The organism is Niveibacterium microcysteis (assembly GCF_017161445.1).
Classification (GTDB): Bacteria; Pseudomonadota; Gammaproteobacteria; order Burkholderiales; family Rhodocyclaceae; genus Niveibacterium; species Niveibacterium microcysteis.
Map to the genome: position 1 here is coordinate 2,454,988 of NZ_CP071060.1, position 25,988 is coordinate 2,480,975.

At 62.7% G+C, this 25,988-nt stretch carries 19 protein-coding genes; 11 read left to right on the forward strand and 8 right to left on the reverse strand.

Features of this window, described 5'->3' with window-relative positions; all coding sequences use genetic code 11:
* Nucleotides 1-130 precede the first annotated feature (130 nt).
* The gene (gene ppk1, locus JY500_RS11075; protein WP_206252319.1) at nucleotides 131-2,248 is read left to right on the forward strand and encodes a polyphosphate kinase 1; all 2,118 of its coding nucleotides are present in this window, start codon (nucleotides 131-133) and stop codon (nucleotides 2,246-2,248) included.
* 16 nt (nucleotides 2,249-2,264) lie between these two features.
* Here the strand turns inward: ppk1 and JY500_RS11080 are convergent, their stop codons facing one another.
* Nucleotides 2,265-4,466: a RelA/SpoT family protein gene (locus JY500_RS11080; RefSeq protein ID WP_172200242.1), complete on the reverse strand. Its 2,202-nt coding sequence runs from the start codon at nucleotides 4,464-4,466 to the stop codon at nucleotides 2,265-2,267.
* Between the two features lie 63 nt (nucleotides 4,467-4,529).
* Here JY500_RS11080 and JY500_RS11085 point away from each other — a divergent pair, with 63 nt between their 5' ends.
* Complete coding sequence (locus JY500_RS11085; protein WP_206252321.1) at nucleotides 4,530-5,285, forward strand: M90 family metallopeptidase; 756 nt, start codon at nucleotides 4,530-4,532, stop codon at nucleotides 5,283-5,285.
* A gap of 41 nt (nucleotides 5,286-5,326) precedes the next feature.
* On the opposite strand, the gene malQ is transcribed toward JY500_RS11085, so the two are convergent.
* From malQ to JY500_RS11105, 4 genes are read right to left on the reverse strand one after another with little or no spacing between them, the layout of a single operon-like run.
* Complete coding sequence (malQ, locus tag JY500_RS11090; protein ID WP_206252323.1) at nucleotides 5,327-6,871, reverse strand: 4-alpha-glucanotransferase; 1,545 nt, start codon at nucleotides 6,869-6,871, stop codon at nucleotides 5,327-5,329.
* A gap of 51 nt (nucleotides 6,872-6,922) precedes the next feature.
* Nucleotides 6,923-9,007, reverse strand: coding sequence for a glycogen debranching protein GlgX (gene glgX / locus JY500_RS11095; RefSeq protein WP_206252325.1), 2,085 nt, complete (start codon nucleotides 9,005-9,007; stop codon nucleotides 6,923-6,925).
* The gene (gene glgB / locus JY500_RS11100) at nucleotides 9,007-11,190 is read right to left on the reverse strand and encodes a 1,4-alpha-glucan branching protein GlgB (RefSeq protein ID WP_172200254.1); all 2,184 of its coding nucleotides are present in this window, start codon (nucleotides 11,188-11,190) and stop codon (nucleotides 9,007-9,009) included. Before glgB ends, glgX begins: the two co-directional genes overlap by 1 nt.
* A gap of 1 nt (nucleotide 11,191) precedes the next feature.
* Nucleotides 11,192-13,678, reverse strand: a complete 2,487-nt coding sequence (locus JY500_RS11105; RefSeq protein ID WP_206252327.1) for a glycogen/starch/alpha-glucan phosphorylase — start codon at nucleotides 13,676-13,678, stop codon at nucleotides 11,192-11,194.
* A gap of 355 nt (nucleotides 13,679-14,033) precedes the next feature.
* Between JY500_RS11105 and JY500_RS11110 the strand changes: the two genes are divergently transcribed.
* Nucleotides 14,034-14,447 (forward strand): host attachment protein, encoded by a 414-nt coding sequence (locus JY500_RS11110; RefSeq protein WP_172200257.1) that lies wholly within the window; start codon nucleotides 14,034-14,036, stop codon nucleotides 14,445-14,447.
* 8 nt (nucleotides 14,448-14,455) lie between these two features.
* On the opposite strand, the gene thpR is transcribed toward JY500_RS11110, so the two are convergent.
* Genes thpR through ispD form a run of 3 tightly spaced genes read right to left on the reverse strand, consistent with a single transcriptional unit; the run spans nucleotide 14,456 to nucleotide 16,195 of the window.
* Nucleotides 14,456-15,004, reverse strand: coding sequence for an RNA 2',3'-cyclic phosphodiesterase (gene thpR, locus JY500_RS11115; RefSeq protein WP_206252329.1), 549 nt, complete (start codon nucleotides 15,002-15,004; stop codon nucleotides 14,456-14,458).
* Entirely contained in the window at nucleotides 14,991-15,482 is a 492-nt protein-coding gene (ispF, locus tag JY500_RS11120; protein WP_206252331.1) for a 2-C-methyl-D-erythritol 2,4-cyclodiphosphate synthase, read from the reverse strand. The genes thpR and ispF overlap by 14 nt, the downstream gene beginning before the upstream one ends.
* Nucleotides 15,479-16,195 (reverse strand): 2-C-methyl-D-erythritol 4-phosphate cytidylyltransferase, encoded by a 717-nt coding sequence (ispD, locus tag JY500_RS11125; protein WP_206252333.1) that lies wholly within the window; start codon nucleotides 16,193-16,195, stop codon nucleotides 15,479-15,481. Before ispD ends, ispF begins: the two co-directional genes overlap by 4 nt.
* Nucleotides 16,196-16,267: 72 nt before the next feature.
* On the opposite strand from ispD, the gene JY500_RS11130 reads away from it, so the two are divergent.
* From JY500_RS11130 to rquA, 8 genes are all read left to right on the forward strand, one after another.
* The gene (locus JY500_RS11130; RefSeq protein WP_206252335.1) at nucleotides 16,268-17,533 is read left to right on the forward strand and encodes an MgtC/SapB family protein; all 1,266 of its coding nucleotides are present in this window, start codon (nucleotides 16,268-16,270) and stop codon (nucleotides 17,531-17,533) included.
* 63 nt (nucleotides 17,534-17,596) lie between these two features.
* The gene (amrB, locus tag JY500_RS11135) at nucleotides 17,597-18,412 is read left to right on the forward strand and encodes an AmmeMemoRadiSam system protein B (protein ID WP_172200272.1); all 816 of its coding nucleotides are present in this window, start codon (nucleotides 17,597-17,599) and stop codon (nucleotides 18,410-18,412) included.
* Entirely contained in the window at nucleotides 18,402-18,947 is a 546-nt protein-coding gene (amrA, locus tag JY500_RS11140; protein WP_206252337.1) for an AmmeMemoRadiSam system protein A, read from the forward strand. The genes amrB and amrA overlap by 11 nt, the downstream gene beginning before the upstream one ends.
* Complete coding sequence (gene amrS, locus JY500_RS11145; RefSeq protein WP_206256459.1) at nucleotides 18,940-20,040, forward strand: AmmeMemoRadiSam system radical SAM enzyme; 1,101 nt, start codon at nucleotides 18,940-18,942, stop codon at nucleotides 20,038-20,040. Before amrA ends, amrS begins: the two co-directional genes overlap by 8 nt.
* Nucleotides 20,041-20,094: 54 nt before the next feature.
* Nucleotides 20,095-20,775, forward strand: coding sequence for an alpha/beta hydrolase (locus tag JY500_RS11150; RefSeq protein WP_206252338.1), 681 nt, complete (start codon nucleotides 20,095-20,097; stop codon nucleotides 20,773-20,775).
* A gap of 78 nt (nucleotides 20,776-20,853) precedes the next feature.
* Entirely contained in the window at nucleotides 20,854-21,420 is a 567-nt protein-coding gene (locus JY500_RS11155) for a putative metalloprotease CJM1_0395 family protein (protein WP_206252340.1), read from the forward strand.
* 84 nt (nucleotides 21,421-21,504) lie between these two features.
* Complete coding sequence (gene mfd / locus JY500_RS11160; RefSeq protein WP_206252342.1) at nucleotides 21,505-24,939, forward strand: transcription-repair coupling factor; 3,435 nt, start codon at nucleotides 21,505-21,507, stop codon at nucleotides 24,937-24,939.
* A 201-nt stretch (nucleotides 24,940-25,140) separates the two neighbouring features.
* Nucleotides 25,141-25,860 (forward strand): rhodoquinone biosynthesis methyltransferase RquA, encoded by a 720-nt coding sequence (rquA, locus tag JY500_RS11165; RefSeq protein WP_172200287.1) that lies wholly within the window; start codon nucleotides 25,141-25,143, stop codon nucleotides 25,858-25,860.
* Nucleotides 25,861-25,988 lie beyond the last annotated feature (128 nt).

Consider the following 25,988-nt stretch of genomic DNA (forward strand, 5'->3'; position numbering starts at 1 on the left):
GGCGGCCGATTCTAGCCCGGATGCTCGCCGCCCTGCGTGCGCGACGCGGATTCGCTTGCGGATAGCCTCATGTCAACGAACCGTAACGGAAATGTCACACAATAGTGCATCGCTCAGAACGGACCGTGAAATGACTCGTACGCCCTGGCAACGCCAACACCCTGCCGAGCATTACCTGAATCGTGAGCTGTCGCTGCTGGCCTTCCAGCGCCGCGTGCTGGCGCAGGCCGCGGACCCCACCGTGCCGCTGCTGGAGCGGCTGAAGTTTCTCTGCATCGTATCGAGCAACCTCGACGAGTTCTTCGAAATTCGCGTCGCTGGTGTGCGCGCCCAGAACGCCCTGGGCGCCAACTCGAACGCGCCGGACGCAATCCAGCCGAACGAGCTGTACCCGCGCATCTGTCGGGAAGTTCACGGCATCATTGCCGAGCAGTACTCGCTGCTGAACGACACGATCCTGCCCGCACTTGCAACCGAGGGCATCCGCTTCCTGCGGCGCAGTGTATGGACACCCGAACAGCAGGCCTGGATTCGCGATTACTTCTATCGCGAAGTGATGCCGGTGCTGACCCCGATCGGCCTCGACCCCGCTCACCCGTTCCCGCGCGTGCTCAACAAGAGCCTTAACTTTGCAGTCGAACTCGAAGGGCGGGACGCGTTCGGCCGCGTCTCGAACGCGGCGATCGTGCAGGCGCCGCGCGCCTTGCCACGCGTGATCCACATTCCGCCCGAACTCGGCGGCAGCCCGCACACCTTCGTGTTCCTTTCCTCGATCCTGCACGCGCATGTAGGCGCGCTGTTCGAAGGCATGACGGTGCTCGGCTGCTATCAGTTCCGCGTTACCCGCAATAGCGACCTGCTGTTCGACGAAGAAGACATCAAGGATCTGCGCACCGCTCTGCAGGGCGAACTGCAGCATCGCCACTTTGGCGATGAAGTGCGCCTGGAAGTGGCGGACAACTGTTCCGATGCGATGGCCGACTTCCTGTTACAGCAGTTCGATCTGGGGCGCCAGGAGCTCTACCAGGTGCCCGGCATCGTCAACCTCGTTCGCCTGATGCAAGTGCCCGATTGGGTCGATCGACCCGATCTGAAGTTCCGTCCGTTCAAGCCGGTGGTCCCGAAGGATCTCGACTCGCGTTGTGACATCTTTGCGGCAATCCGCAAGCGCGACCACCTGCTGCACCACCCGTTCCAGAGCTTCGCGCCGGTGATCGACCTGCTGCGCAACGCCGCGGACGATCCGCAGGTTCTGGCAATCAAGATGACGGTCTATCGCACCGGCACCGATTCCGTGCTGATGGAGCACCTGATCCGGGCCGCGCGCAAAGGCAAGGAAGTCACCGTCGTCGTTGAGCTGCTGGCGCGGTTTGACGAGGAAGCCAACATCAGCTGGGCTTCGCGCCTGGAGGAAGCTGGCGCGCATGTGGTGTATGGCGTGGTGGGCTACAAGACGCACGCCAAAATGCTGATGGTCGTTCGCCGTGAGGATACCGACAGCGGCGGCGGCGGGGTTTTGCGGCGCTATGTACACCTTGGTACCGGCAACTACCACCCGCGCACCACGCGTTTCTACACGGACTTCGGGCTGTTCACTGCGAATGAAGACATCGGCGCAGACGTCAGCGACATCTTCAAGCAGCTGACCGGCCTTGGTCACCCGCGTGCGCTCCGGCACCTCTGGCAGGCGCCCTTCACGCTGCAGCCCAGCGTCGTCGCAGCAATCAGGAATGAAGCCGAGATCGCACGCGCTGGCGGCAAGGGCCGCATCATCGCCAAGCTGAATGCGCTGCTTGAGGCTGAGACGATTGAGGCGCTCTACGATGCGAGCGCGGCTGGCGTGGAAATCGACCTGATCGTCCGCGGCCCCTGCGCGCTGCGCCCTCAAGTCCCGGGCCTGTCGGACAACATCCGCGTCCGCTCGGTCGTTGGCCGTTTCCTCGAACACACCCGGGTGCTGTATTTCAGCGCGAACGGTGAGGACCGCGTCTATCTCTCGAGCGCGGACTGGATGGAGCGCAACTTCTTCCGGCGGATCGAGACAGCCTTCCCGATCCTCGACCCGAAACTCAAGCGCCGGGTGATCAAGGAAGGCCTCAAACCTTACTTGGGCGACAACTGCCAAGCTTGGGATCTATCGGGCGACGATGGTAGTTACCGTCGCAAGCAGGGGCGCACGATCCGCCGTTCGGCGCAGGAAATCCTGTTGTCAGAACTCGTCGGTGGCGCCAGCGGCACCACGAGCTGAACGACCTACGCGCCGCTCAAGCGCGGCGCGCACGCTCCACGCCTTCAACTTCACCGATCAGGGTCAGCGCACGCTGGCTCTGACTCGCGTTTCGCACCTCGATCGTAAAGCGCATGAAGGCCCGGCCACCTTTTGACATGGTATTCACCGCGATCACATTGAGCTTCTCGCGCGAGAGAATCTCGGAAATGTCGCGCAGCAGGCCTTGCCGGTCGTGTGCGTCAACCGCGATATCGATCGGATAGACGTCGCTGACCTGAGCAGCGGTGTCTGCCTCGCCCCAGGCGGCCTCGACCACACGCTCAGGATGCTTCAGCGCCACATGCTTGAAGTCGCGGCAATCGCTACGGTGAATGGAAACCCCTTTGCCACGCGTGACAAAGCCGGAGATCGCGTCCGGCGGCGCCGGTTTACAACAGCGGCTCAGGGTGGTCATCAGCCGCCCGACCCCGACGATCAGAATCTTGTCGTCGCGCCCCCGCCCGCGACTCCGCCCGATCACGACATCCGGGGCAGGCTCGGCCGGGCTGACGTCGCCATGCAAGGCGATCTGGATCTGGCGTGTGCCTACATCGCCACGCCCCACCGCAATCAGGAAGGCATCCGTGGTCTTGAAACCGAGCCGTGAGGCGAGATCATCAAGACTGGAATGCGCCTGCCCTTCGCGCTGCAGCTCCTTGAGGGCGATCGTGCGCCCCTGCGACAAGGTTTCGGCCTCTTCCTGCAACGTGAACCAACGCCGCACTTTCGAGCGCGCGTTCGACGTGGCAAGGTAGCCAAGCTGTGGATTGAGCCAATCGCGTGAAGGCCCGCCCTGCTTCGCCGCAATGATGTCGACCACCTGGCCATTGTCGAGCGCGGTATTCAGCGACACCATCTGGCCGTTGATTTTCGCGCCGCGGCAACGGTGTCCGAGGTCGGAATGAACGCGGTAAGCAAAGTCGATCGGCGTCGCGCCACTCGGCAAATCAACCACCCGCCCTTGCGGCGTCATGACGTAGATCGTGTCGTCGAGCGAAGCGTTCTTGTAATGCGATTCCCATTGTGCGGAATCACTGATCTCGTCGCGCCACGAGAGCAGCTGGCGCAACAAGGCAATCTTCTCGTCGTACTCGCCTGTCTCGCGCGCGCCTTCCTTGTAGCGCCAATGCGCAGCAACGCCAAGTTCGGCGTGCCGGTGCATCTCCATCGTCCGGATCTGCACTTCAAGCGCCCGCCCGTCCGAGGCCCGCACAGCGGTGTGCAGACTCTGGTAGTTGTTGCCCTTGGGCTTCGAGATGTAGTCGTCGTACTCGCCGGGAATCGGTTGCCAGATCGTATGCACGATCCCGAGGGCGGTATAGCAGTCGCGCACATCGCGCACGAGTACGCGGAGCGCCCGCACGTCGTACACCTGGGAGAAGTCCAGATGCTTGGCCCGCATCTTGTTGTAGATGGAGTAGATGTGCTTGGGCCGCCCATACACATCGGCCTGTACGCCGGCAGCGGCAAGGTCATCCTTGAGCCGCGCGATCGACGTCTCGATGAATGCCTCGCGCTCGACGCGGCGCTCGTCGAGCATCTTTGCAATGCGTTTGTAGGTTTGCGGCTCAAGGAACCGAAACGAAAGGTCTTCAAGCTCCCATTTCAGCTGCCAGACGCCGAGCCGGTTTGCCAATGGCGCGTAGAGATCCATGCTTTCGCGCGCAAGCTCTTCCTTCGAATCCGAATCATGCTCGGTGAGGTAGCGCAGCGTCTGCGTGCGGCTTGCGAGCCGCAGCAGCACGACGCGGATGTCCTCCACCATCGCAAGCACCATCTTGCGCAGGACTTCGGTCTGGGCTCGTACGTCGGTAGCCGCCGATTGCGCCGCCTTCCGGGTGATCAGGCGCAGGCCGTTGAGACGCGCCATGCCGTCCGTCAGCCTTGCAACATTGCGCCCGAAGCGTCGTTCGACCTCCTCGCTGGGCTCATCGACGTACTCGACGACCGCAAAAAGCAATGCCGCCAAACGGGTGTCGAGATCGAGCTTGAGTGCAACGGCAATGAGCGCCATTCCCAACGCATGTCGGAGCGTCGGTTCGCCAGTTCGCAGCGTGTGCTCGCCGTAAAGCGGCACGATCCAGTCCAACGCAGACTGCAACGGCACCAGGGCGTCGCCGCCGAGCCCTTCCGCCAAGGCTGCTGCGCTTGGGACCGACGAATCGGAGCTATCGAGAGAATGGGCAACTTGAACCATGGGCGCATTATTCCACAAGCCCTCGACCATGCTCCCCGACGCCATGCCAGCTAGACTTGCGGCATGAGATGGCTCAAACGTTTTTGGTCAGCGCCGCAAGCAGATCAACCGGCAGCGGAGGACGTCCTCGCTGAGGCAGAAGCCGCCCTCCCCTTCATTCAAAACTTGACGCCCGACGCGCGGGATCGGCTGCGCCAGATGGCGCTGGAATTCCTGGCCGGAAAGGAGTTTTCTGGCGCTGCGGGTCTTGAAGTAACCGCCTTCATGCAGGCATCGATTGCATTACAGGCCTGTTTACCGGTACTCGAGTTAGGCCTATCGGCCTACGACGGCTGGGTGGGCATCGTTATTTACCCGGGCGACTTCGTGATTCCGCGTCGTACGATGGACGAGGATGGCGTCCTGCATGAATACGACGAAGCGGCGCTCGGCGAAGCCTGGGATGGCGGCCCGGTCGTGCTGGCCTGGTTCGATGACCCCGAGGAGTACGAAGGTGCAAACGTGGTCGTGCACGAGTTCGCCCACAAGCTCGACATGCTCAGCGGCGAGGCGGACGGCCTGCCACCTCTGCATGCCGGCATGTCGGTCGAGGCTTGGGATGCCGCACTCGGCGACGCGTACGATGACTTCTGCGATCGCGTCGACGCGGGCGAAGAAACGCAGATTGACCCTTACGCCGCTGAACACCCGGCAGAGTTCTTTGCGGTGGTCAGTGAGGTGTTCTTTGTTGAGCCGGAACTTCTGAACAGCACCTACCCACGCGTCTACGAACAGTTGGCGATGTTCTATCGACAGGATCCGTTGGCTCGGGGGCAATAAAAAAGGGGCCTATAGGCCCCTTTCTGACTAACGCGGTTCGCTCAAGGCAAAGGCTTGTCAGCCGGCCACTCCGACATGCGCGGGAGCTTGTCAGCACCGGTCCGCGAGGACAAGGCGCAGAGTTCGGCCAGACGACGCGCCGGCTCAGGACCCACGTAGTCCCACTTGAAGCGCCAAGTCCAGCAACCGATCTGACCCGGCGTGTTCATGCGGTGATAGCCGTCCAGACCAAGCACGTCCTGGAACTGGTAGATCGCCATGCGGGCAACGGACATCGCAGCCGCACGAATCATCGTCCAGTGAATATCGTGACCATCGGTTGCCAGGTAGTGACGCGCGAAGTCGCGTTCACGCTCGGTACAGGTCGCCCACCATCCGCGAATCGTGTCGTTATCGTGCGTACCGGTGTACACAACGGTGTTCGGCACGTAGTTGTGCGGCAGGAAGTTGTGATCCGGGCCTGCAGCGAATGCGAACTCCAGGATGCGCATACCCGGCAGCGCGAAGCTGTCACGCAGGTCTTCGACGTCCGGCGTGATGACACCGAGGTCCTCTGCGATGATCGGCAGCTTGCCAAGCGCCTTCTCGATGGCGGCAAACAGCGCCTTGCCCGGGCCGGGAACCCAGCGCCCGTGAATCGCGGTCGGCTCCGATGCGGGGATCTCCCAATAGCCGGCAAAGCCACGGAAGTGGTCGATACGCACGACGTCAGCGAGTGCCAGCTGACGCTTGATCCGCTCGATCCACCATGCGTAGCCATCCTTGTCCATCGCAGCCCAGTCGTACAGCGGGTTGCCCCAGCGCTGGCCGGTTGCGGAGAAGAAATCGGGCGGCACACCGGCAATCACCGTCGGCCACTTGTTTTCGTCGAGGTAGTACAGGTCCGGGCGAGCCCAGCAATCCGCGCTGTGGTGCGCAACGAAGATCGGCATGTCGCCGATCAGCTGAACACCACGCTCGTTTGCGTAAGCCTTGACCGACTTCCACTGACGATCAAAGCACCACTGAACGAACTGCCAGAAGGTGATCGATTCGGCCAGATCCTTGCGTGCCTTGGCCAACGCCTTGGGCTCGCGCTTCGCAACGCCCTTGTCCCAGTCCGGCCAGAGCTTTCCGGCAAAGCGCTCATCGAGCGCCATGAACAGTGCGTAGTCGTCGAGCCAGCTTGCCTCTGCCTTGCAGAACGCTTCAAACGCGGCCTTGTCGGCTGCGGACGCCTTGGCGGCAAAACCCGCGGCAGCCTGGCGCAGCTTCTCATTGCGGAACGGAACGACCTTCGCGTAGTTCACGCGCTCATCGCTGAAACCAACTCGTTCGGCATCGGTGATCGGAGCAAGCCAGCCCTTCGCAACCAGCTCGTCGAGATCCACCATCAGCGGGTTGCCGGCGAACGCCGAGACGCTCATGTACGGCGAATCGGCCGGGCCGATCGGCATCAGCGGAAGTACCTGCCACAGTGTCTGGCCGGCACCAACCAGCCAATCCACAAAGTGATAGGCCGCTTGACCGAGATCGCCACAGCCGTTCGGGCCAGGAAGCGAAGTCGGGTGCAGCAAAACGCCGCTGGTGCGTCTATCAAAGACCATCTGCGAGTCCTTTCTTTATTGTCGTGATCTATCTAGCGGGCCATTTGGCGTTCAGGGGGCGCCAACCGGCAATGAGAAAAGCGCTGCTACGGCGCGATGCGCCAAGGTGTAGCGCGTTGTACAGCTCGCGGGCTGGAAGGGTTCGTCCAGATCCGTATCGAACACCCGCTGCCAAGGGCCCGATGGAAGTTCGAACTGAACGGCCTGAACATCGCCATTGAGCAGCAGCGCGAGTCGCGGTCCACGCGTCCCCGGTGACGGGGTAAAGATCGCGCTGAAGCTGTGTTCGTGGCTCTGATTCCAGTCTTCCGCGGTCATCACGCCGCCATGCGGGTTGTACCAAACGAGGTCATAGGGCGCGTGGGCAGCGTCCATGCGACCGCCCCACATGGCATTCGGCATGGCACCGTGGACGCCGCGCAGGCGAATCAGCAATGCGACGAACTCGCACAACTTCTCGTCGAACTGCGACCAATCCAGCCAAGAGATCTCGTTGTCCTGGCAATAGGCGTTGTTATTACCGCCTTGCGACCGGCCGAACTCGTCGCCAGCCAGCAGCATCGGCGTGCCGCGTGAAAGCAGCAGCGTTGCCAGCAGCGCGCGCTTGAGGCGGCGACGCTCCATCAGCACGGCGGGTTTGGTCGTCGGACCCTCTTCGCCGCAGTTCGTGCTGAGGTTGTGAGAATGCCCGTCGCGGTTGTCCTCGCCGTTAGCCTCGTTGTGTTTTTCCTTGTACGAAACAAGGTCCTCGAGGCTGAAGCCATCGTGCGCGGTGATGAAGTTGACGCTGCACAGCGGCGCTCGATGCGAGCCCTGAAAGATGTCGCTCGACGCCATGATGCGCCGCGCGTACTCGCCACGGCTGCGGTTGTGCTGTAGCCAGAACCCGCGTGCGGTATCGCGGAACTTGTCGTTCCACTCCATCCACGCAGTCGGGAACTGCCCGAGCCGATAGCCGTCGTGGCCAAGATCCCACGGCTCGGCGATGCGCTTCACGGTCGACAGCACCGGATCCTGCTCGAAGGCCACGAAGAACGCGGCATCCGGATCAAAGCCATGCGCCCGCCGTCCGATGGCCGGAGCTAGGTCAAAGCGGAAACCGTCGACGCCAAAGTTATTGACCCAATACCGCAGGGAATCCAGCACCAGCTGCGTCACGCGCGGATGCGCCACGTTCACTGTGTTGCCGCAGCCGGTGAGATTCTCGCAATGCGATGGGTCGTTGGGCTGAAGCCGGTAATAGCTTTGGTGGTCAATGCCGCGGTAACAAAGGGTGGGCCCGGTCTCACCTGCTTCGGCGGTGTGGTTGTACACCACATCGATCACCACTTCGAGCCCGGCAGCATGGAGGGTATCCACCATTTCGCGGAACTCAGCCTCGGGCGACGAGGTGGTACGCGACCAGTAACGCGGCTCGACCGCGAAATACGCGAGCGGGTTGTAATTCCAGTAGTTGGTCATGCCGCGCGCAACGACATGCTGCTCCGGAACGCCAAACTGAACGGGCAGCAACTCGATGGTCGTGACGCCGAGTTTCTGCATATGTTCGATGACCGCCGGGTGGCAGACGCCCAGATAAGTGCCACGCAACTCGTCGGTCACCTTGGGGTGAAGCATCGTCAGCCCCTTGACGTGGGCTTCATAGATGACGGTCTGCTCTGGCGGTACTCGAGGGCGAACTTCACCCGTCGAGGGCAAATCAAGGACTACGCGGGCCTTCAGCGCCGACCGGCCATTGTCAGTCGTGCTGAACGAACGATGACCGTCGGGGTGACGCATCTCGAAACCGAAATGCTCATTCTTCCACCGAAACTCGCCAACGATCTCGCGTGCGTAAGGGTCCAGCAGCAGCTTGTTCGGGTTGAACCGATGGCCGCGCTCCGGCTCGTACGGCCCGTGCACCCGGTAGCCATAGACCAAGCCAGGACCAACCGATTCCAGATAGCCGTGCCAGACGTCGCCGGTCCGCGCCGGCATCGGAAATCGCGTGATCTCCGTGGTGCCGTCGTGGTTGAAAATGCAAAGTTCTACCCGGGTCGCATTGGCCGAAAAGAGGGCGAAGTTTACGCCCTCACTATCAGCAGTTGCGCCGAGCGGCCATGCGCGCCCATTTGCGAGTCGGGAAGGAAGATGCATCAGCGCGCGTATTCAAGAACGATCGAAGCCAGCGGCGGTAGCGTCACCACGATCGATTGTGCGTGACCGGCCCACGGCACCGGTTCGGTGACGATAGGCGCGTTGCCGTTACCGAGATTGGACCCGCCGTAAATTTCGGAGTCCGTATTCAAGACTTCTCGATAGCTGCCAGCACGCGGCACGCCAATCCGGTAGCCGTTACGCGGTTCGGGCGTGAAGTTGCAGGCTGTTACAGCCATCGCATCGTCATCACGGCCGAAGCGCGCAAAGACAAGCGTTGACCAATCAGCATTGTGCATGTCGAGCCAGGCGAAACCCTCGCGCTCGCAATCCCGTTGATGCAATGCCGGCAGACGCCGGTAGAGCGCATTGAGATCCTTCACCAACTGCTGCATGCCGCGATGAAGCGGATGCTCAAGGAGGTGCCAGTCAAGGCTGCGATCATGGTTCCACTCCCGCCCTTGGGCAAACTCGCCACCCATGAACAGCAGCTTCTTGCCCGGATGACTCCACATGAAACCGTAGTAAGCGCGCAGATTCGCGAACTTCTGCCACGCATCACCCGGCATCTTGTCGAGCAAAGAGCCCTTGCCGTGGACGACTTCGTCATGCGATAGCGGCAACATGAAGTTCTCGTCAAAGGCATAGACGAGACCGAATGTAAGCTGATCGTGGTGGTAGCGACGATGAATCGGCGCACGCTTCATGTACTCAAGCGTGTCGTGCATCCACCCCATGTTCCACTTGTAGTGGAAGCCAAGCCCGCCAGCGTAGGTTGGCCGCGAAACCGCCGGCCAGGCCGTCGACTCTTCCGCAGCCATGATCGCGCCGGGACAATGCTCGCCAACAACTTCGTTGGCGCGCCTGAGGAACCCGATCGCTTCAAGGTTCTCGCGCCCGCCATAAACGTTGGGCACCCACTCGCCGGCTTTGCGGGAGTAGTCGCGGTAAAGCATCGACGCAACCGCATCAACGCGCAGGCCATCCGTACCCCAACGCTCGATCCAGTAAAGCGCGTTGCCCACCAGATAGTTACGGACTTCCGTGCGCCCGTAATTGAAGATCAGGGTGTTCCAGTCTGGGTGGTAACCCTCGCGCGGATCCGAGTGCTCGTACAGGGACGAACCGTCGAATCGGCCCAACCCGTGCGAATCGGTCGGGAAATGGCCCGGCACCCAGTCAAGCAGCACGCCGAGGCCCGCCGCATGGGCCGCATCAACAAAGCGCCCGAACCCATCAGGCGAACCAAACCGAGCCGTCGGCGCATACATGCCAACCGGCTGATAGCCCCAAGAACCATCGAACGGATGCTCGGAAATCGGCATCAATTCGAGGTGGGTAAAGCCCAAGTCCTTGGCGTACGGAATCAGATCCGCAGCCAACTCGTCCCAGTTCAGGAATCGGTCACCGTCTTCCGGGACGCGCTTCCAGGAGCCGAGATGTACTTCGTAAACGCTGATCGGCGCATCGAGCGAGTTGGCCTCTTTGCGGCCATCGGGCAAGGCCCGGCGTGCAGGCAAATTCGCCACGACGCTCGCAGTGCGCGGCCGCAACTCGGACCCGAAACCGCAGGGATCCGCCTTGCTCATCAACTCGCCGCTCTGTGCGCGGATCTCAAACTTGTAGAGCGTCCCCACACCGAGGCCCGGCATGAAGATTTCCCAGACACCGCATTCCCGACGCAGACGCATCGGGTTACGCCGTCCATCCCACTGATTGAAGTCGCCAACGACTGACACGCGTTGCGCATTGGGTGCCCAGACGGCAAACGCTGTGCCAGCAACGCCCTCGATCACCCGCGGATGAGCGCCAAGTACCTCAAAGGGACGCAGGTGCGTACCTTCGGCCAGCAGCCAGGCGTCTGTTTCGCCAAGGATCGGCGGAAAACGATACGGGTCTTCGATGTCAGACACCGTACCGTTGTGCCAGGTGACCCTGTAGCGATATGCGAAGACCTCCCGCTTGCGCGGAATGATGCCTTCGTAGAAGCCGTCGGCGTGAAGGCAGTCGAGCGCGACAACATCACGTCCGTCCGCCGTGTCCACGCAAACGACTTCCGTTGCGCCAGGAAAAAACGCTGACAGTCGCAAGCGACCGTCAGCGTCCGTGTGCATGCCGAGCACGGCGAATGGATCACCGTGCCTGGCTTCGAGCAATGCCGCGATGTCGTCGGCTGTCAGCATGTCAGCGAGTCTTTATGCCCCAGATGTTTTTGCAGTATTCGCCAATCGTACGGTCTGACGAGAACATCCCCATGCCGCTGATGTTGTGGACCACCTTGGTCAGCCAGTTGGCGCGATCGCGGTAAGCGGCGTCAACTTGACGGTGGGTCTCAACGTAGGCTGCGAAATCGGCAAGCAGGAAGTACTGGTCGCGGCCGAGCAGCGTTTCGACGATTGCCTGATAACGGTTCGGCTCTTCCGGGGTGAAGTAGCCGCTGGCGATCATGTCTAGCACTGCTTTCAGATCGGCGTTCCCCTCGTACCACGCACGCGGATTGTAGCCCTCTTGCGACAGCTTCTCGACTTCTTCGGTGCGCAGACCAAAGATGAAGATGTTGTCCAGACCGACGTTCTCGGCGATTTCGATGTTGGCGCCGTCCCAGGTGCCGACAGTCAGTGCGCCGTTCAGGGCGAACTTCATGTTGCCGGTACCCGAAGCTTCCGTACCCGCGGTCGAGATCTGCTCGGAAATGTCCGCTGCCGGGAAGATCTTTTCTGCCACGGAGACACGATAGTCAGGCAGGAAAACAACCTTCAGGCGATCCTTGATGCGCGGATCGTTGTTGACGGTGCGGGCAACGTCATGGATCAGGCGGATGATCAGCTTCGCCATCTTGTAGGCCGAAGCGGCCTTGCCGGCGAAGACGTGAACACGCGGCTGCCAATCAGCATCCGGGTTCGCGATCATTTCGCGATAGCGCTGAATCACGTGCAGCACGTTCAGCAGCTGGCGCTTGTATTCGTGGATACGCTTGACTTGAATGTCGAACAGCGCATTCGGATCGACCACGATGCCGGTCTCACGCTTGATGTAAGCGGCCAAGCGTTCCTTGTTCGCAAGCTTGACCTTGGCGACTTCGGCGCAGAACGCTTCGTCATCCGCATACTTCTTCAGCTTGCTCAGCTGATCAAGGTCGATCTGCCACTGACCGCGCAGCTTCTTGCTGATCAGCTTGGTGAGGCCCGGGTTGCACTGGCCAAGCCAGCGACGCGGCGTCACGCCGTTGGTCACGTTGGTGAAGCGATCCGGATAGATCTTCGCGAAGTCGGCGAAAATCGTCTGCACCATCAGATCCGAGTGCAGCTTGGCAACGCCGTTGACCTTGGTCGAAGCGACGATCGACAGGTTGCCCATGCGGACACGCTTTTCGCCATCTTCAGCGATCAGCGAAACGCGGCTCAGCAGCGCGGTGTCGCCAGGGAAGCGAGCAGCAACCATCGAAAGGAAGCGACGGTTGATCTCGTAAATGATGTCGAGGTGACGCGGCAGCAGGTACTGCATGATGCCGACCGGCCAGGTCTCGATCGCTTCCGGCATCAGCGTGTGGTTGGTGTAGGAGATGATGCGCGAGGTCTGATACCAGGCATCGTCCCAGGTCAAATCATGCTCATCCATCAGCAAGCGCATCAGCTCAGGCACAGCCAGGGCCGGGTGCGTATCGTTCAGCTGGATGGCCGCCTTTTCGTACAGGTTGTCGAGGCTGCTGTAGGCGCGGATGTGGCGTGCGATGATGTCCTGCAGCGAAGCGGTGACGAAGAAGAATTCCTGACGCAGACGCAGCTCGCGACCTTGCGGGGTGCTGTCATCCGGGTACAGAACCCAGGAGATGTTCTCGGCCTTGCTGCGCGTTTCGGCAGCACGTGCGTAGTCGCCGCGGGTATGTGCCGACAGATCCAGCTCTTCCAGCGCGGTGGCCTTCCACAGACGCAGCGTGGACACGCGCTCGGTACCGTGGCCCGGGATCACCATGTCGTAGGCGCGCGCCATGATGCGCTCGGACGGGGTCCAGACCGGACGGCCATTCACATATTCCACCCAGCCGCCAAACGGCACGATGTAGTGAATGTCGCGACGCGGGAATTCCCACGGGTTGCCGTTTGCGAGCCAGTTATCCGGCGTTTCGACCTGCTTGCCGTCCTGGATACGCTGCGTGAACATGCCGAACTCGTAACGGATACCGTAGCCGAACGACGGCACGCCAAGTGTTGCGAGCGAATCAAGGAAGCAGGCTGCCAGACGACCCAGACCGCCGTTGCCGAGCGCGGCATCCGGTTCGGTTTCGAGCACGTCGGAAGCTTCAAGCTTCATCTTCTTCATTTCCGACGCGAAGTCCTTGTCGAGGTTCAGTGCGGCGAGCGCGTTGCTCATTGCACGACCGATCAGGAATTCGGCAGAGAGGTAGTAAGCACGACGCGCACCCACGGCGTTGTCGTCATGCTGGGTCTGCAGCCAGCGGGCTGCCAGACCTTCGCGGGCGGTCAGCGCGGTTGCGCGCATCCAGTCCGTCGGGGTTGCCGTCGCTTGGGTAGCGCCGACTTCATTCTTGAGGTGACGCTCGACCGAGACGTCGAAGGTGACATCGATACCGCCCTGATCGAGAGGTTCGGAGCCCATCTTGTTCATCACTGCTCCTTGTAGGGACAACAGGCCAGAAATTCGGGGGGACATGGGTTTGACTCCTTTGCGCTTACTGCGCATTTGTCTGCCAAACCGCTCCGGTGGTGCGTGTATCCATAGATAGCACATTTGCTGGTTGCAAAGCTGTCTGTCTGAAGCAACCAAGCAGGTACCGGGGCGGTAACGTGGGGCGGAAGTTACCGGGGTGCCCGATGGCCTTCTTGATCTACATTGCTTGATAAACGGTGTTTATCGCGCTGCATTGCAGCAATCCGACACGGCAAAACCGGCTTTTCTGCCACTCAGGAAGCTGTCACCTGCACATCGCCTTTTCCTTCCTCGAACGAGGGTCTAGTCTGGAATTTCGTGCCATTCGGCGCGATTCGAACCCGTGAGGAGGATTGATATGTCGATTACCTGGGTGCTCGTAGCCAACGCCCGTTCCGCCGCGCTTTATGAGAATCAGGGTCCTAACAAGGGTTTGACCCTGGTCAAACAGATCGAGCCGGAGAGCGATGGCCTGGTCGAGGACCTGTCGATCGGCGCGATGGATCGAAGTGCTTGGCACGGCCCTGGAGACCTGCGACGAAACCGCGCCAAAGGGTTCGCGCATCGGCTTGCGGGCGAACTCAAGAGCGGGCGCAACCACAACCGCTTCTCGCGCGCGGTGCTGGTGGCACCGCCCACCTTCATGGGCTTATTGAATGCCGAACTCGATTCACCGACCCAGATGAAGGTCAGCGGACGCCTGGAAAAGGATTACACGAAGAACACCCCTGCCGACCTGTGCGGCAAGCTGGGCGACTGCCTGTGCCCGTGAAATAGCCCTCACTCCCCTCCCCCGGCGAGCGGCCATCGCGCGAGCACTTCATAGCGCGAACTGCTCGCCTCTTTTTTTGCTGCGCAGGCCAGGACGAATTCGGCGCAGCACCACGCGGCGGGGTCAGGTTCGGGCAATACGCCTTCGGGACGCGCGTGGCGCAGCAGCGTGATGTGCGGCATCGTCAGCGGTGCGAGCGGGCCAAAGCCCGCCGAATGCAAACCAGCGTGTAGCTGACTGGCGAGCCGAACAAGCGCCGGAGGCACTGCCGACATACCCGCCCAGACAATGCGGTTGTGCGGCCAATAATTGAGCTGATCGAAGCGAACGTCGAACGAGCCGCCGCGTACCACTGCGGCGACTGTCATCAGCCGCCCGAGCGAGGCAGCATCCTGATCACCGACAAAGGCCAACGTGCAGTGCAATGAGTCCGTCGGCATGGCGCGGCCGGCGCGGACCAGCGACGCGTCGTCGCGCATGCTGGCAAGCGCCTTCGCGGCGCGCTCGGTCGGCCAGAGCGCGAAGAAAAGACGAGACGCTGCCTCAGGCGACCCCATCGCGAACCAGCAATGCGACTGCCTCAGCCGCAATACCTTCGCCACGGCCGGTAAAACCAAGGCGTTCGGTGGTCTTGCCTTTCAGGTTTACAGCGTCTGCGGCAACGCCCAGATCGGCTGAAATGTTTGCGACCATCGCCGGCACGTGCGGAAGGATCTTCGGTGCTTGAGCAATCACCGTTGCGTCGAGGTTGCCGACGCGCCAACCGGCCGCATGCACTGAGGCCACAGCCTCGCGCAGCAGAATGCGACTGTCCGCCCCTGCAAAACGCTCATCGGTATCGGGAAAATGCCGACCGATATCACCCAGGCCAGCAGCGCCCAGCACGGCATCGGTGATGGCATGGAGCAGAACATCGGCGTCGGAGTGCCCGAGCAGCCCGCGATCAAAAGGGATGTCGACACCGCCGATAATGAGTTTGCGGCCCGGCACCAGTGCGTGCACATCGAAGCCCTGGCCAACACGGAATGGAATCATTTCTGGAGCTCCGCAGCGCTGCTCAACAAAAGGCGCGCCGCCATTGCGAGGTCATCGGGAAAGGTGACTTTGAAGTTGGTCGCATCGGACGCAATCAAACGCGGGCTCAGGCCGCAGGCCTCAATCGCCCCGGCCTCATCGGTCACATCGGGATGCGCAGCAAGTGCCTCGCGCAACATGCCGAGGCGGAACATCTGCGGTGTTTGCGCCTGCCACAGGCCTGCACGGGGGATTGTCTGCGCCACGCGGCCGTCGTCCCCCGCGCGCTTCAAGGTGTCCGCCACCGGCACGGCGAGCAAACCGCCGACAGGGTCATCCGAGAGCTCCTCGATCATGCGAGCCACCAACTGGGGCGATACACAAGCCCGCGCCGCATCGTGCACCAGCATCCAAGCGGCCGGATCCGTCTGCTTGGCGACGTCCTGCAAGGCGTTGGCAACACTCTCGGCGCGTGTCGCACCACCACAACGGAGTACGGTGATACGTGGATCGCTGGGCCATTGGTAGTTGGTCCAGTGTGCGTCGTCGGGCGCGAGCACGACCCAGACACGGCTCAGGGCGCCCACAGCAAGCAGGGCGTCGAGCGTATGCCGGATCACCGGGCGACCAAGGAGGTCGATGTACTGTTTCGGTAGCTCACTGCCCATGCGCGAGCCGCTGCCCGCGGCGGGAATCAGCGCGTGAAAGCTCGGTTGAGGATTGATAAGCGTCATCGCCGAATTCTAGCGTGACGTGCGCTGGCGGCGATGCCGCCGTATGCTGGCAGCCAGAGGGAGGATCACTTCATGGAGTTCGCCCAGACGCCAGTATTGGCCAGCCTTCAGCCCTTGATCGTAAGTGGCGGCATTGGGTTCTTGATCGGGCTTGAGCGTGAACGGAACAGCTCGGCTCAAGCCGGTGTGCGCACCTTCACGCTGGTTGCCCTCCTGGGCGCCCTCTCAGCGCTGGTCGCACAGCAGCTCGCCAGCCCTTGGCTGATTGGCGCAAGCCTGCTCTCGGTCGCGGTGATGATCATCGCGGCCCATCTGCGCCACCCGAACCCGGCGGATTCAGGCACGACCTCTGTGGTCGCGCTGCTCGCTTGCTATCTGCTTGGCGTGCTGGTGTGGCTCGGGCAGACGCCATTGGCCGTGATTCTCGCAGTGCTGATTACCGCCCTGCTCTACTTCAAGACCGAGTTGTCCGGGATCGCGAGCAAGCTGACCCATGCCGAGTGGATCTCGATGCTGCAGTTCGCCACCTTGAGCCTGGTGGTGCTGCCAGTCTTGCCGGACAAGGGGTTCGGCCCATATGGCGCCCTTAATCCACACCAGATCTGGTGGATGGTGGTCTTGATCTCGGGCGTCAGTCTGGCCGGCTATGCAGGCTTGCGGCTCTTCGGCGATCGCTACGGCACGCTGCTACTCGGTTTCGCAGGCGGGCTTGTTTCCTCGACGGCGACAACGCTGATCTTCGCCCGCCATGCGCGCGGCGACGCAAAGTTCGCCGGTACCGCGGGGCGCGTGATTCTGATCGCCAACTTGGTGATGCTGGTGCGGCTAAGCCTGTTCGCTGCGGTGGTTGCCCCGGCAGCGCTGTCGCCCGTAGCCCTCATGATGGCAGCTGGCCTGGTGCCGGGCATGCTCTATCTGCTTGCTTCTTGGAGTGCCGCCGCCAGCCCCGGCAGCCTGCCTTTGCCGCAGACACGCAACCCGACCGAAGTGCGGGTAGCGATCGGTTTCGCGGTGCTCTACGGCGGCGTGCTGCTTTTATCCACATGGCTGACCGAAAGCGTTGGTACGCGCGGCCTCTACGCCGTGGCGCTGGCCTCCGGGCTGACGGACGTGGACGCAATCTCGCTATCGAGCCTGCAACTGCAGGCGGCAGGCAAACTGGCACCGACTGCAGCGGCGACTGCGATCGCGCTTGCCGCGCTATCCAACCTCGTCTTCAAGGCCGGCACCGCGCTGGTCGTCGGCGGGCGTGAATTAGCGCGACCGGTCGCGATTGGCATGGGTCTGGTTGGCGGCGGTCTTGCGGTCGCGCTGGCCTTGATGCACACGGCGCAGTAGCGCTCCGGCCAGTTTCTATAATTGAATCGCAAGGGCCGCCCTCCGGCCCAATCGGGAGTTGCCATGGCGTCAGCGAGCATCCGTCCCCCTGCAGTCGCTGGATTCTTCTACCCCGGCGATCCGCGAGAGCTCGACGCCATGCTGGAGCAGCTGTTTGCCCGCAACAGTGCGCCCGTGCCCGGCAACTGCCCGAAGGCACTGGTGGTGCCACACGCCGGCTACATCTATTCCGGGCGTACCGCAGCGCATGCGTTTGCTTGCCTCAAGCCTTGGGCCGCCCAGTATTCGCGCGTCGTCATCCTGGGGCCCACGCATCGCGTGCCATTGCATGGCATCGCCCTTCCCGCCTGCGACGCTTTCGCGACCCCATTCGGTGTTGTGCCGGTAGACCAGGAAGCGCTGGCCGGCATTCGGGCCATGCCGGGTGTCTGCGTGTATGACGCTGCGCACGCCGCCGAGCACAGCCTGGAAGTGCAGCTGCCATTTCTTCAGGCAGTTCTCGACCACTTCAAAGTGGTTCCGCTGGCGGTAGGGAAAGCGGATGCTCAAACGGTCGCCAGCGTGATCGAGCACCTGTGGGGCGGGCCCGAAACGCTCTTCGTGCTCAGCACGGACCTCTCGCACTACCACGGCTATCGCGAGGCGCAGGAGCTGGACCGCGATACGGTGCGACGCATCCTGGATCTGGAGTCGAATATCGAACCTGAACAGGCCTGCGGCGCCTACCCGCTGAACGGGCTATTGCAGACCGCGGCGCATCACGCAATGCGCACCCAGTTGCTCGACCAATGCAGTTCCGGTGACACGGCCGGTGACCGTGCACGCGTGGTCGGCTACTGCGCGGTCGCTCTGTTTGAAGGGGAACGAAATGCTCACTGAAAACGGATCGCTGCTGGTTGCCCATGCCCGACACGCCATTGCGAGCCGGCTGGGGCTTGATTTCCCCGAACCGGACGATGCGCCGGCCCTGCACAAGCCGGGCGCGGCTTTCGTCACCCTCACCCACTTCGGCCGTCTGCGCGGCTGCATCGGTTCCTTGACGCCGCAGCGCGCGCTGGGTGAGGACATTGCCGCCAATGCGGCCGCCGCGGCCTTCCACGACCCGCGTTTCCCGCCCGTGGCACCAAACGAATGGGGCGATCTGCAAGTGGAGGTGTCGGTGCTCGGGCCTACGGAGTGGCGCGTCTGTGCGACCGAGGCTGACGCGATCGCCTGGATACGCCCCGGGGTCGACGGCGTCATCCTTGAATACGGCGCCCACCGCGCCACCTTCCTGCCTCAAGTGTGGGAATCGCTCTCCGAACCGTCGCAGTTCCTCACCGAGTTGCGCCGCAAAGCCGGCATGCGCCTGGAGCACTGGCCCGACACGATGCACGTTGGTCGTTACCAGGTCGAGAAATTCCATGATGCGTGAGCGTGTCGGCCCGCCTGCCGACTACCCCGCGCGCTGGTGGCACTGGCTCGACGATGGTCGCATCCAGTGCGATCTGTGCCCACGCGAGTGCAAGCTGCATGCCGATCAACGCGGCGCTTGCTTCGTCCGCGAGCGTCGCGGCGATGCGATGCTCCTGTCGACTTACGGGCGCAGCTCCGGCTTCTGCATCGACCCGATCGAGAAGAAACCGCTGAACCATTTCTACCCCGGAAGCAGCGTGCTGTCCTTCGGCACCGCGGGCTGCAATCTGGCGTGCAAGTTCTGCCAGAACTGGGACATTTCGAAATCGCGCGACATGGATCGGCTGATGGACCAGGCCGCGCCTGATCAGATCGCATCGGCCGCGCAGCGCTACGGCGCAGCCAGTGTCGCGTTCACATACAACGACCCTGTGGTCTTTGCCGAGTACGCAATCGACACGGCTGTGGCCTGCCATACACGCGGCGTTCATACCGTCGCGGTGACAGCCGGGTACATATCGCCGGCAGCCCGCGCCGAGTTCTACGCCGACATCGATGCCGCCAATGTCGATCTGAAAGCCTTCTCCGACGATTTCTACGTGCGGCTGACTGGCGCCCACCTCGCGCCGGTGCTCGACACGCTTGTGTGGCTGCACCACGAATCCAAGGTATGGGTAGAGATCACCACCTTGCTGATTCCCGGCGCGAACGACAGCCCAGCAGAGCTGGCCGCCATGGCGGACTGGATCCTGCGCGAACTCGGGCCCGACGTGCCGCTGCATTTCACCGCGTTTCACCCGGACTTCAAACTCACCGACCGGCCGCCAACGCCACCGGCGACGCTCTCACTCGCCCGGCGCATCGCCCGAGACACCGGGCTACATCACGTCTATACGGGCAACGTTCACGACAGCGAAGGCGGAACGACCTATTGTTCCGGCTGCGGTGTGCCGTTAATCGTCAGAGACTGGTACAACATTCTTGATTATCGGCTCGACGATCAGGGCTGCTGCAGCGCGTGCGGCACGCGATTGGCCGGGCATTTCGGCAAGTTTGAAAAACCGTTCGGTGCGCGACGTATTCCCGTCCACCTGGGTACGGCCCAGGGCTGAAGGCCAGGGCCGGCGCACCGGGCACCGTTGGCAGAAGGAAGGTTTGCGGTACCCATGGCCGGCTTCATCCATCGCACTACTGAACTGAGCATTCCCGCCAAGGGCGCCTGGCTGAGCGCCCTGTTGTCGCATATCCCGGATGCGAAGGCGCTCCTTGTCTGCGTTGCCGCAGCACCAATCGCGCGGGCTGACAGTCGCGAGTTCGTCTTCACCGAAGTTTTCCGCAAAGCGGGCTACGCCACGCTTCTGCTCGACGGCCTGACTGCATATGAAGAGAAGCGCGACCCGGATGCGCGATTCGATGTACCCAAGCTGACCGAACGCCTGACCCAGGTCATCGAATGGGCCCAGCACCAACCGCAGCTTGGCCAGCTGGCGCTCGCCATCAGCGCCGTCGGAACCTGCGGTGCCGCTGCCATCAAGACCGCCGAGGTCATCGACCCGCAGCCCTTCGCGCTCGTCACCCGTGCCGGCCGCATCGACCTCGCCGGCGCCGCCCCACTTCGGCGTAACCGGGTGCCCTTGCTTGCCATCGCCGGCGGCAGCGACGACCCGACGCGCGACCCGGCGGCCCACGCCTACCAATTGCTCGAAAGCGACAAGTCCTGGCTTGAGATTTCGCGTGCGAGTGAGCGCTTTATCGAGCCCGGCACACTGGACGAGGCCGCACGCGCCGCCCTGCAATGGGTCGAGCAATGGCGCCCCGCTACGCTCGATCTGGCCAGCAACGGGTAATTGCCCAGGCACCACAAGCAGAGTCGTACCCTCGTCAGGCGCCTCCCCACGTTCTAGGCTTAGAACTGGAGGCCCAGAATGATTGGCGGAGTGGATGCCAGTTTCGTCGCGCGTACCTTTGCGTCCGCCCCGACGCAAGGAGCCTCTCGCGCTCAAAAATCCGATGCAGCATCGAGCGGCGAACTCAGCGAGGAACAGAAGAAGCAGGTCGAGAAGCTGAAGAAGCGCGACCAGGAAGTTCGTGCGCATGAGCAGGCGCACGTTGCCGCTGGCGGCAACCTGATTCGCGGCGGCGTCAATTTCAAGTACGAGACAGGCCCCGACGGCCAACGCTACGCGGTGGGTGGTGACGTATCGATCGACGTGTCGAAGGCGCGGACGCCACAAGAAACCGTGCGCAAGGCCGAGCAGATCCGCAACGCAGCCATGGCGCCGTCCGATCCATCGGCACAGGATTACAGCGTCGCCGCCCAAGCGGGCCGCCTTGCAGCGAAAGCTCAGGCGGAGATGGCGCAGAACACGCAAGAGTCCCAGACCAAGGCAGCCGGCATCAGTTCGGCTGCGGCCAGCGCGGTCAAAGCCTACCAGGCTGCGGAAGAGGCCTTTTCGGCTGTCGCAGGTAACCTGATTGCCGCGCGCGCTTGATTCGCGCCGGGCGTAGCCCGCCGCGGCGGCGCCAGTGGGCACGGCGCGTATAATCCTGCGCCTCGCTCATATGCCCCCGCGCCCATGACCCAGCCGCTCCCGCTTCGCCTGCAGGCGATCGACGCCAGTCCTATTCCGGCCGCCGGCCGCCGCATCGATCTGCCTCGCCTGCATGGCTCTGCCGACGCGCTGGCGCTTGCACAGCTGGCGGGCCAACAGGCGCTGGCCGTCATCACCGCCAATCCGCTCGACGCGCAACGCCTGCGCGATGAGATTGCGTGGTTTGCACCAAATTTGCGGGTACATCTGCTGCCGGACTGGGAAACGCTGCCCTACGACGCTTTCTCGCCACATCAGGATCTCGTTTCGGAACGGCTGGCGACGCTTTACGCGATCCAGCGCGGCGATGCGGACATCACGCTGGTGCCCGCGTCGACAGCGCTTTACCGGCTCTGCCCACCCTCCTTCCTCGCCGCGCATACCTTCTTCATCAAGCAGGGTGATCGGCTGGATACCGACGCGTTGCGCGCGCAGATGGTGGTGGCCGGCTACGAACACGTGACACAGGTGGTGCGGCCGGGCGAATTCTCAGTGCGTGGCGGGCTGATCGATCTGTTCCCGATGGGCTCGCAACTGCCATTCCGGATCGAGCTATTCGACGAGGATGTGGACACGATCCGCACCTTCGATCCGGATTCGCAACGCACGGTGTACCCAACCAAGGAGATCCGGCTGCTGCCGGCGCGCGAGTTCCCGCTCGACGAAAAGGGGCGAACCGCCTTCCGCGCGCGCTTCCGCGAAGTATTCGAGGGCGATCCGTCGCGCAGCCCGATCTACAAGGATGTCTCCAACGGCCTCGCACCCGCCGGCATCGAGTACTACCTGCCGCTCTTCTATGAGCAGACCGCGACGGTGCTCGACTACCTTCCGGCAAACGCAGCGCTGACCCTGCACGGCAACGTGCCCGCCGCGTTTGACGACTTCTGGCGCGAGACCAACAGCCGCTACAAGCTGATGGCCGGCGATCCGGCGCGGCCACTGCTGCCCCCGGCACAGCTGTTCCTGTCTGCCGAGCAGTTCTTTGTGGCCACCGGCGAGCGGCCACGCATCGTCATTGGCGACAAGGGCGCGGGCGAAGCCTCGGCAGCCCTGCCTGAACTGGCGGTCGAGCGGCGCGCTGCGGACCCCTTGCACCGCTTGAAGGGCTTCATCGGCGGTTTCGCGGGACGCGTGCTCGTCGTGGCCGAATCGGCTGGCCGGCAACAGACGCTGGTCGACTACTTCGGCGAGTACGGCGTGGCCGCCAGCGCATCCGCCGATCTGGCTGCGTTTGCCGCTGGCGATGCACCGCTGGCGGTTTTGCACGGTCCGATCGCGAGTGGCTTTGTTCTGCCGCAGGCGAATATCGCACTTGTCACCGAGGCGGAGCTCTACGCCACGCAGGCGCGCACCCGATCCCGGCGCGACAACCGCAAAGCCGCCACGATGGAAGGCTGGCTGCGCGATCTGTCCGAACTGCGCATCGGCGACCCGGTGGTGCATGTCTCGCACGGCATCGGCCGCTATCTGGGCCTCGTTCACCTCGACCTCGGCGAGGGCGAAACCGAATTCCTCGATCTCGAATACAACGGCGGCGACAAGCTCTACGTACCGGTTTCGCAGCTGCATGTGATCAGCCGCTACGCCGGCGCAGACCCGGACAATGTTGATCTGCACCGCCTCGGCAGCGGCCAGTGGGAGAAAGCCAAACGCAAGGCCGCCCAGCAGGTGCGCGACACTGCCGCGGAGCTGCTGGCCCTGTATGCGAAGCGGGCGGCGCGCGAAGGCCACCGCTTCGACTTCAAGCAGCACGACCTGGAAGCCTTTGCCGAGGGCTTCGGCTTCGAGGAGACGCCCGACCAGCTCGCCGCCATCGAGGCGGTGGTCGCCGACATGCGCTCGGGCCGCCCGATGGACCGCCTTGTCTGCGGTGACGTCGGCTTCGGCAAGACCGAGGTTGCGCTGCGTGCCGCTTTCATTGCGGTCGCGGACGGCAAGCAGGTGGCGGTGTTGGCGCCGACCACGCTGCTGGCTGAACAGCATTACCAGACCTTCGCCGACCGGTTCGCCGACTGGCCTGTTAAAATCGCCGAGCTCTCCCGTTTCCGCAGTGCAAAGGAACAAGCGGACGCCCTGAAGTTGCTCTCGGAAGGCAAGGTCGACATCCTGATCGGCACGCATCGCCTGCTGCAAAAGGACGTTGAATTCAAGCGCCTTGGGCTTGTGATCATCGACGAAGAGCACCGCTTTGGCGTGCGTCAGAAAGAGGCGCTGAAGACGCTGCGTGCCGAAGTCGACATTCTCACGCTGACCGCCACCCCGATCCCCCGCACGCTGGGCCTGGCGATGGAAGGCCTGCGCGAGTTTTCGGTGATCGCGACCGCACCGCAGAAGCGGCTTGCGATCAAAACCTTCGTTCAGAAGCATTCAAAGGGCGTGGTACGCGAGGCGGTGCTGCGCGAGTTCAAGCGTGGCGGGCAGGTGTACTTCCTGCACAACGAGGTAGAGACGATCGAGAACGTTCGCCAGCAGCTGACCGAGATGCTGCCGGAAGCACGCATCGTGGTGGGCCACGGCCAGCTGCCGGAGCGCGAACTTGAACGTGTGATGCGCGACTTCACGACGCAACGCGCCAACCTGCTGCTGTGCACGACGATCATCGAAACCGGCATCAACATCCCGACCGCCAACACCATCATCATCCATCGCGCCGATCGCTTTGGCCTCGCGCAGCTGCACCAACTGCGTGGTCGCGTCGGGCGGTCGCACCACCAGGCCTACGCCTACCTGCTGACCGACCCCCACGCCAAGCCCACACCGCAGGCGCAGAAGCGGCTGGAAGCAATTTCGATGATGGAAGAGCTGGGCTCCGGCTTCTACCTTGCGATGCACGATCTCGAGATCCGTGGCGCTGGCGAGGTGCTGGGCGAGAACCAGAGCGGCGAGATCCAGCAGATCGGTTTCTCGCTCTACAGTGAAATGCTCAAGCGTGCGGTGCGCGATCTGCAGTCGGGCAAGGAGCCGGATCTCGCGCAGCCGCTGGATGTAACCTCCGAGATCAACCTGCACGCGCCGGCCCTGCTGCCAAACGATTACTGCAGCGATATTGGCGAGCGCCTGACACTGTACAAGCGCATGGCTAACGCCGATAGCAATGACGACCTGCAGGCAATCCAGGAAGAGCTGATCGACCGCTTCGGCGAAATGCCACCGCAGACGCAGACGCTGCTCGACACGCACCGGCTGCGTATCGCCGCGCGGCCGCTTGGCATCATCAAGATCGACGCATCGGAAGCGCGCATCAATCTGCAATTTGTACCCAACCCGCCGATCGAGCCGATCCGGATCATCCAGTTGATCCAGAAGCATCGCCACTACAAGCTGGCCGGGCAGGACAAGCTAACCGTCACGATTGCGTCCGAAACGCTGAAAGACCGTGTCGCGCGGATTCGCGACGTATTGAAGGCGCTGGGCGGATAAGCCCAACGGGGCGCCTCGCCGTTAGGCTGTGGCGCGTCTCCAGCCGCGTGATCCCCGATTCCGGGCCTGCGTCTTTGCGTATTCGCAAAGCCTGGTTCGCGCCCGCCGCAACAGTGCCGGTGTGCCTTTGCCATGGCGCAAGCGTGGCGGCCGCGAGCGATGCTAACCTGCGAACTCCCCGAAAACACCCGGCCAAAAACGATGACCAACGAAGCCATCGCAGCACAACGGGCTCCCGCCGCCCGTGCGCCCGCAGCGGGCCTGCCCGACTACATGACCGAAGTCTATGACTGGGCCTATGTGAACCCGCGCTGGGTAAGGTTCCTCGATCGCAACGCGGTTGTCAGTACACTCCTGTTCGGCAATGCAGGCCGCCTGATGCGCGCCTACCTGAAGCGCATCAAGCCGGGCATGCGGGTCTGGCAAGTGGCTCATGTGTACGGCGATCTGGTGCAGCGCGTCGCGCAGCGTGTCGGGCCGGAAGGCCACTTTGACCTGACCGACGTCACGCCGATTCAGATCTCGCAGGCACGAGGAAAACTCGGCGGGATTCCGCAAGCCCATGTCACCGAACACGATGCGTCGACCTGGGCCGGCAGCGCCGACTACGACCTCGTCTGCAGCTTCTTTCTGCTGCACGAAATCCCTGACGCGCTCAAGCACGCGGTGGTCGATCGCATGCTCAGCCGCGTCGCGCCCGGCGGAACCGTTTTCTTCGTCGACTATCACCGCCCTGCCCTGTGGCAACCCGTGGGCTGGTTGCTGCGTCTCGTGAATCACTACCTCGAGCCCTTCGCTTACGCGATGTGGGGCCGCGAAATCCGCGACTTTGCAAGTAACGCGGACGCCTTCACCTGGCACAAGACGACGTATTTCGGCGGCGTTTACCAGGCCGTTGAAGTACGGCGTCGCGAGGCCTGAGCGTTCCGCTCGGTCGCGGGAAGGCCGTGATTGCCGAGGCAACCACGGCCAATTCAACTGCTGCCCCTTGTGCGTACCGCTCAAGCCGGCGACGACGCGGCCGTTGACTGCGGCAGGAGGACAATTTG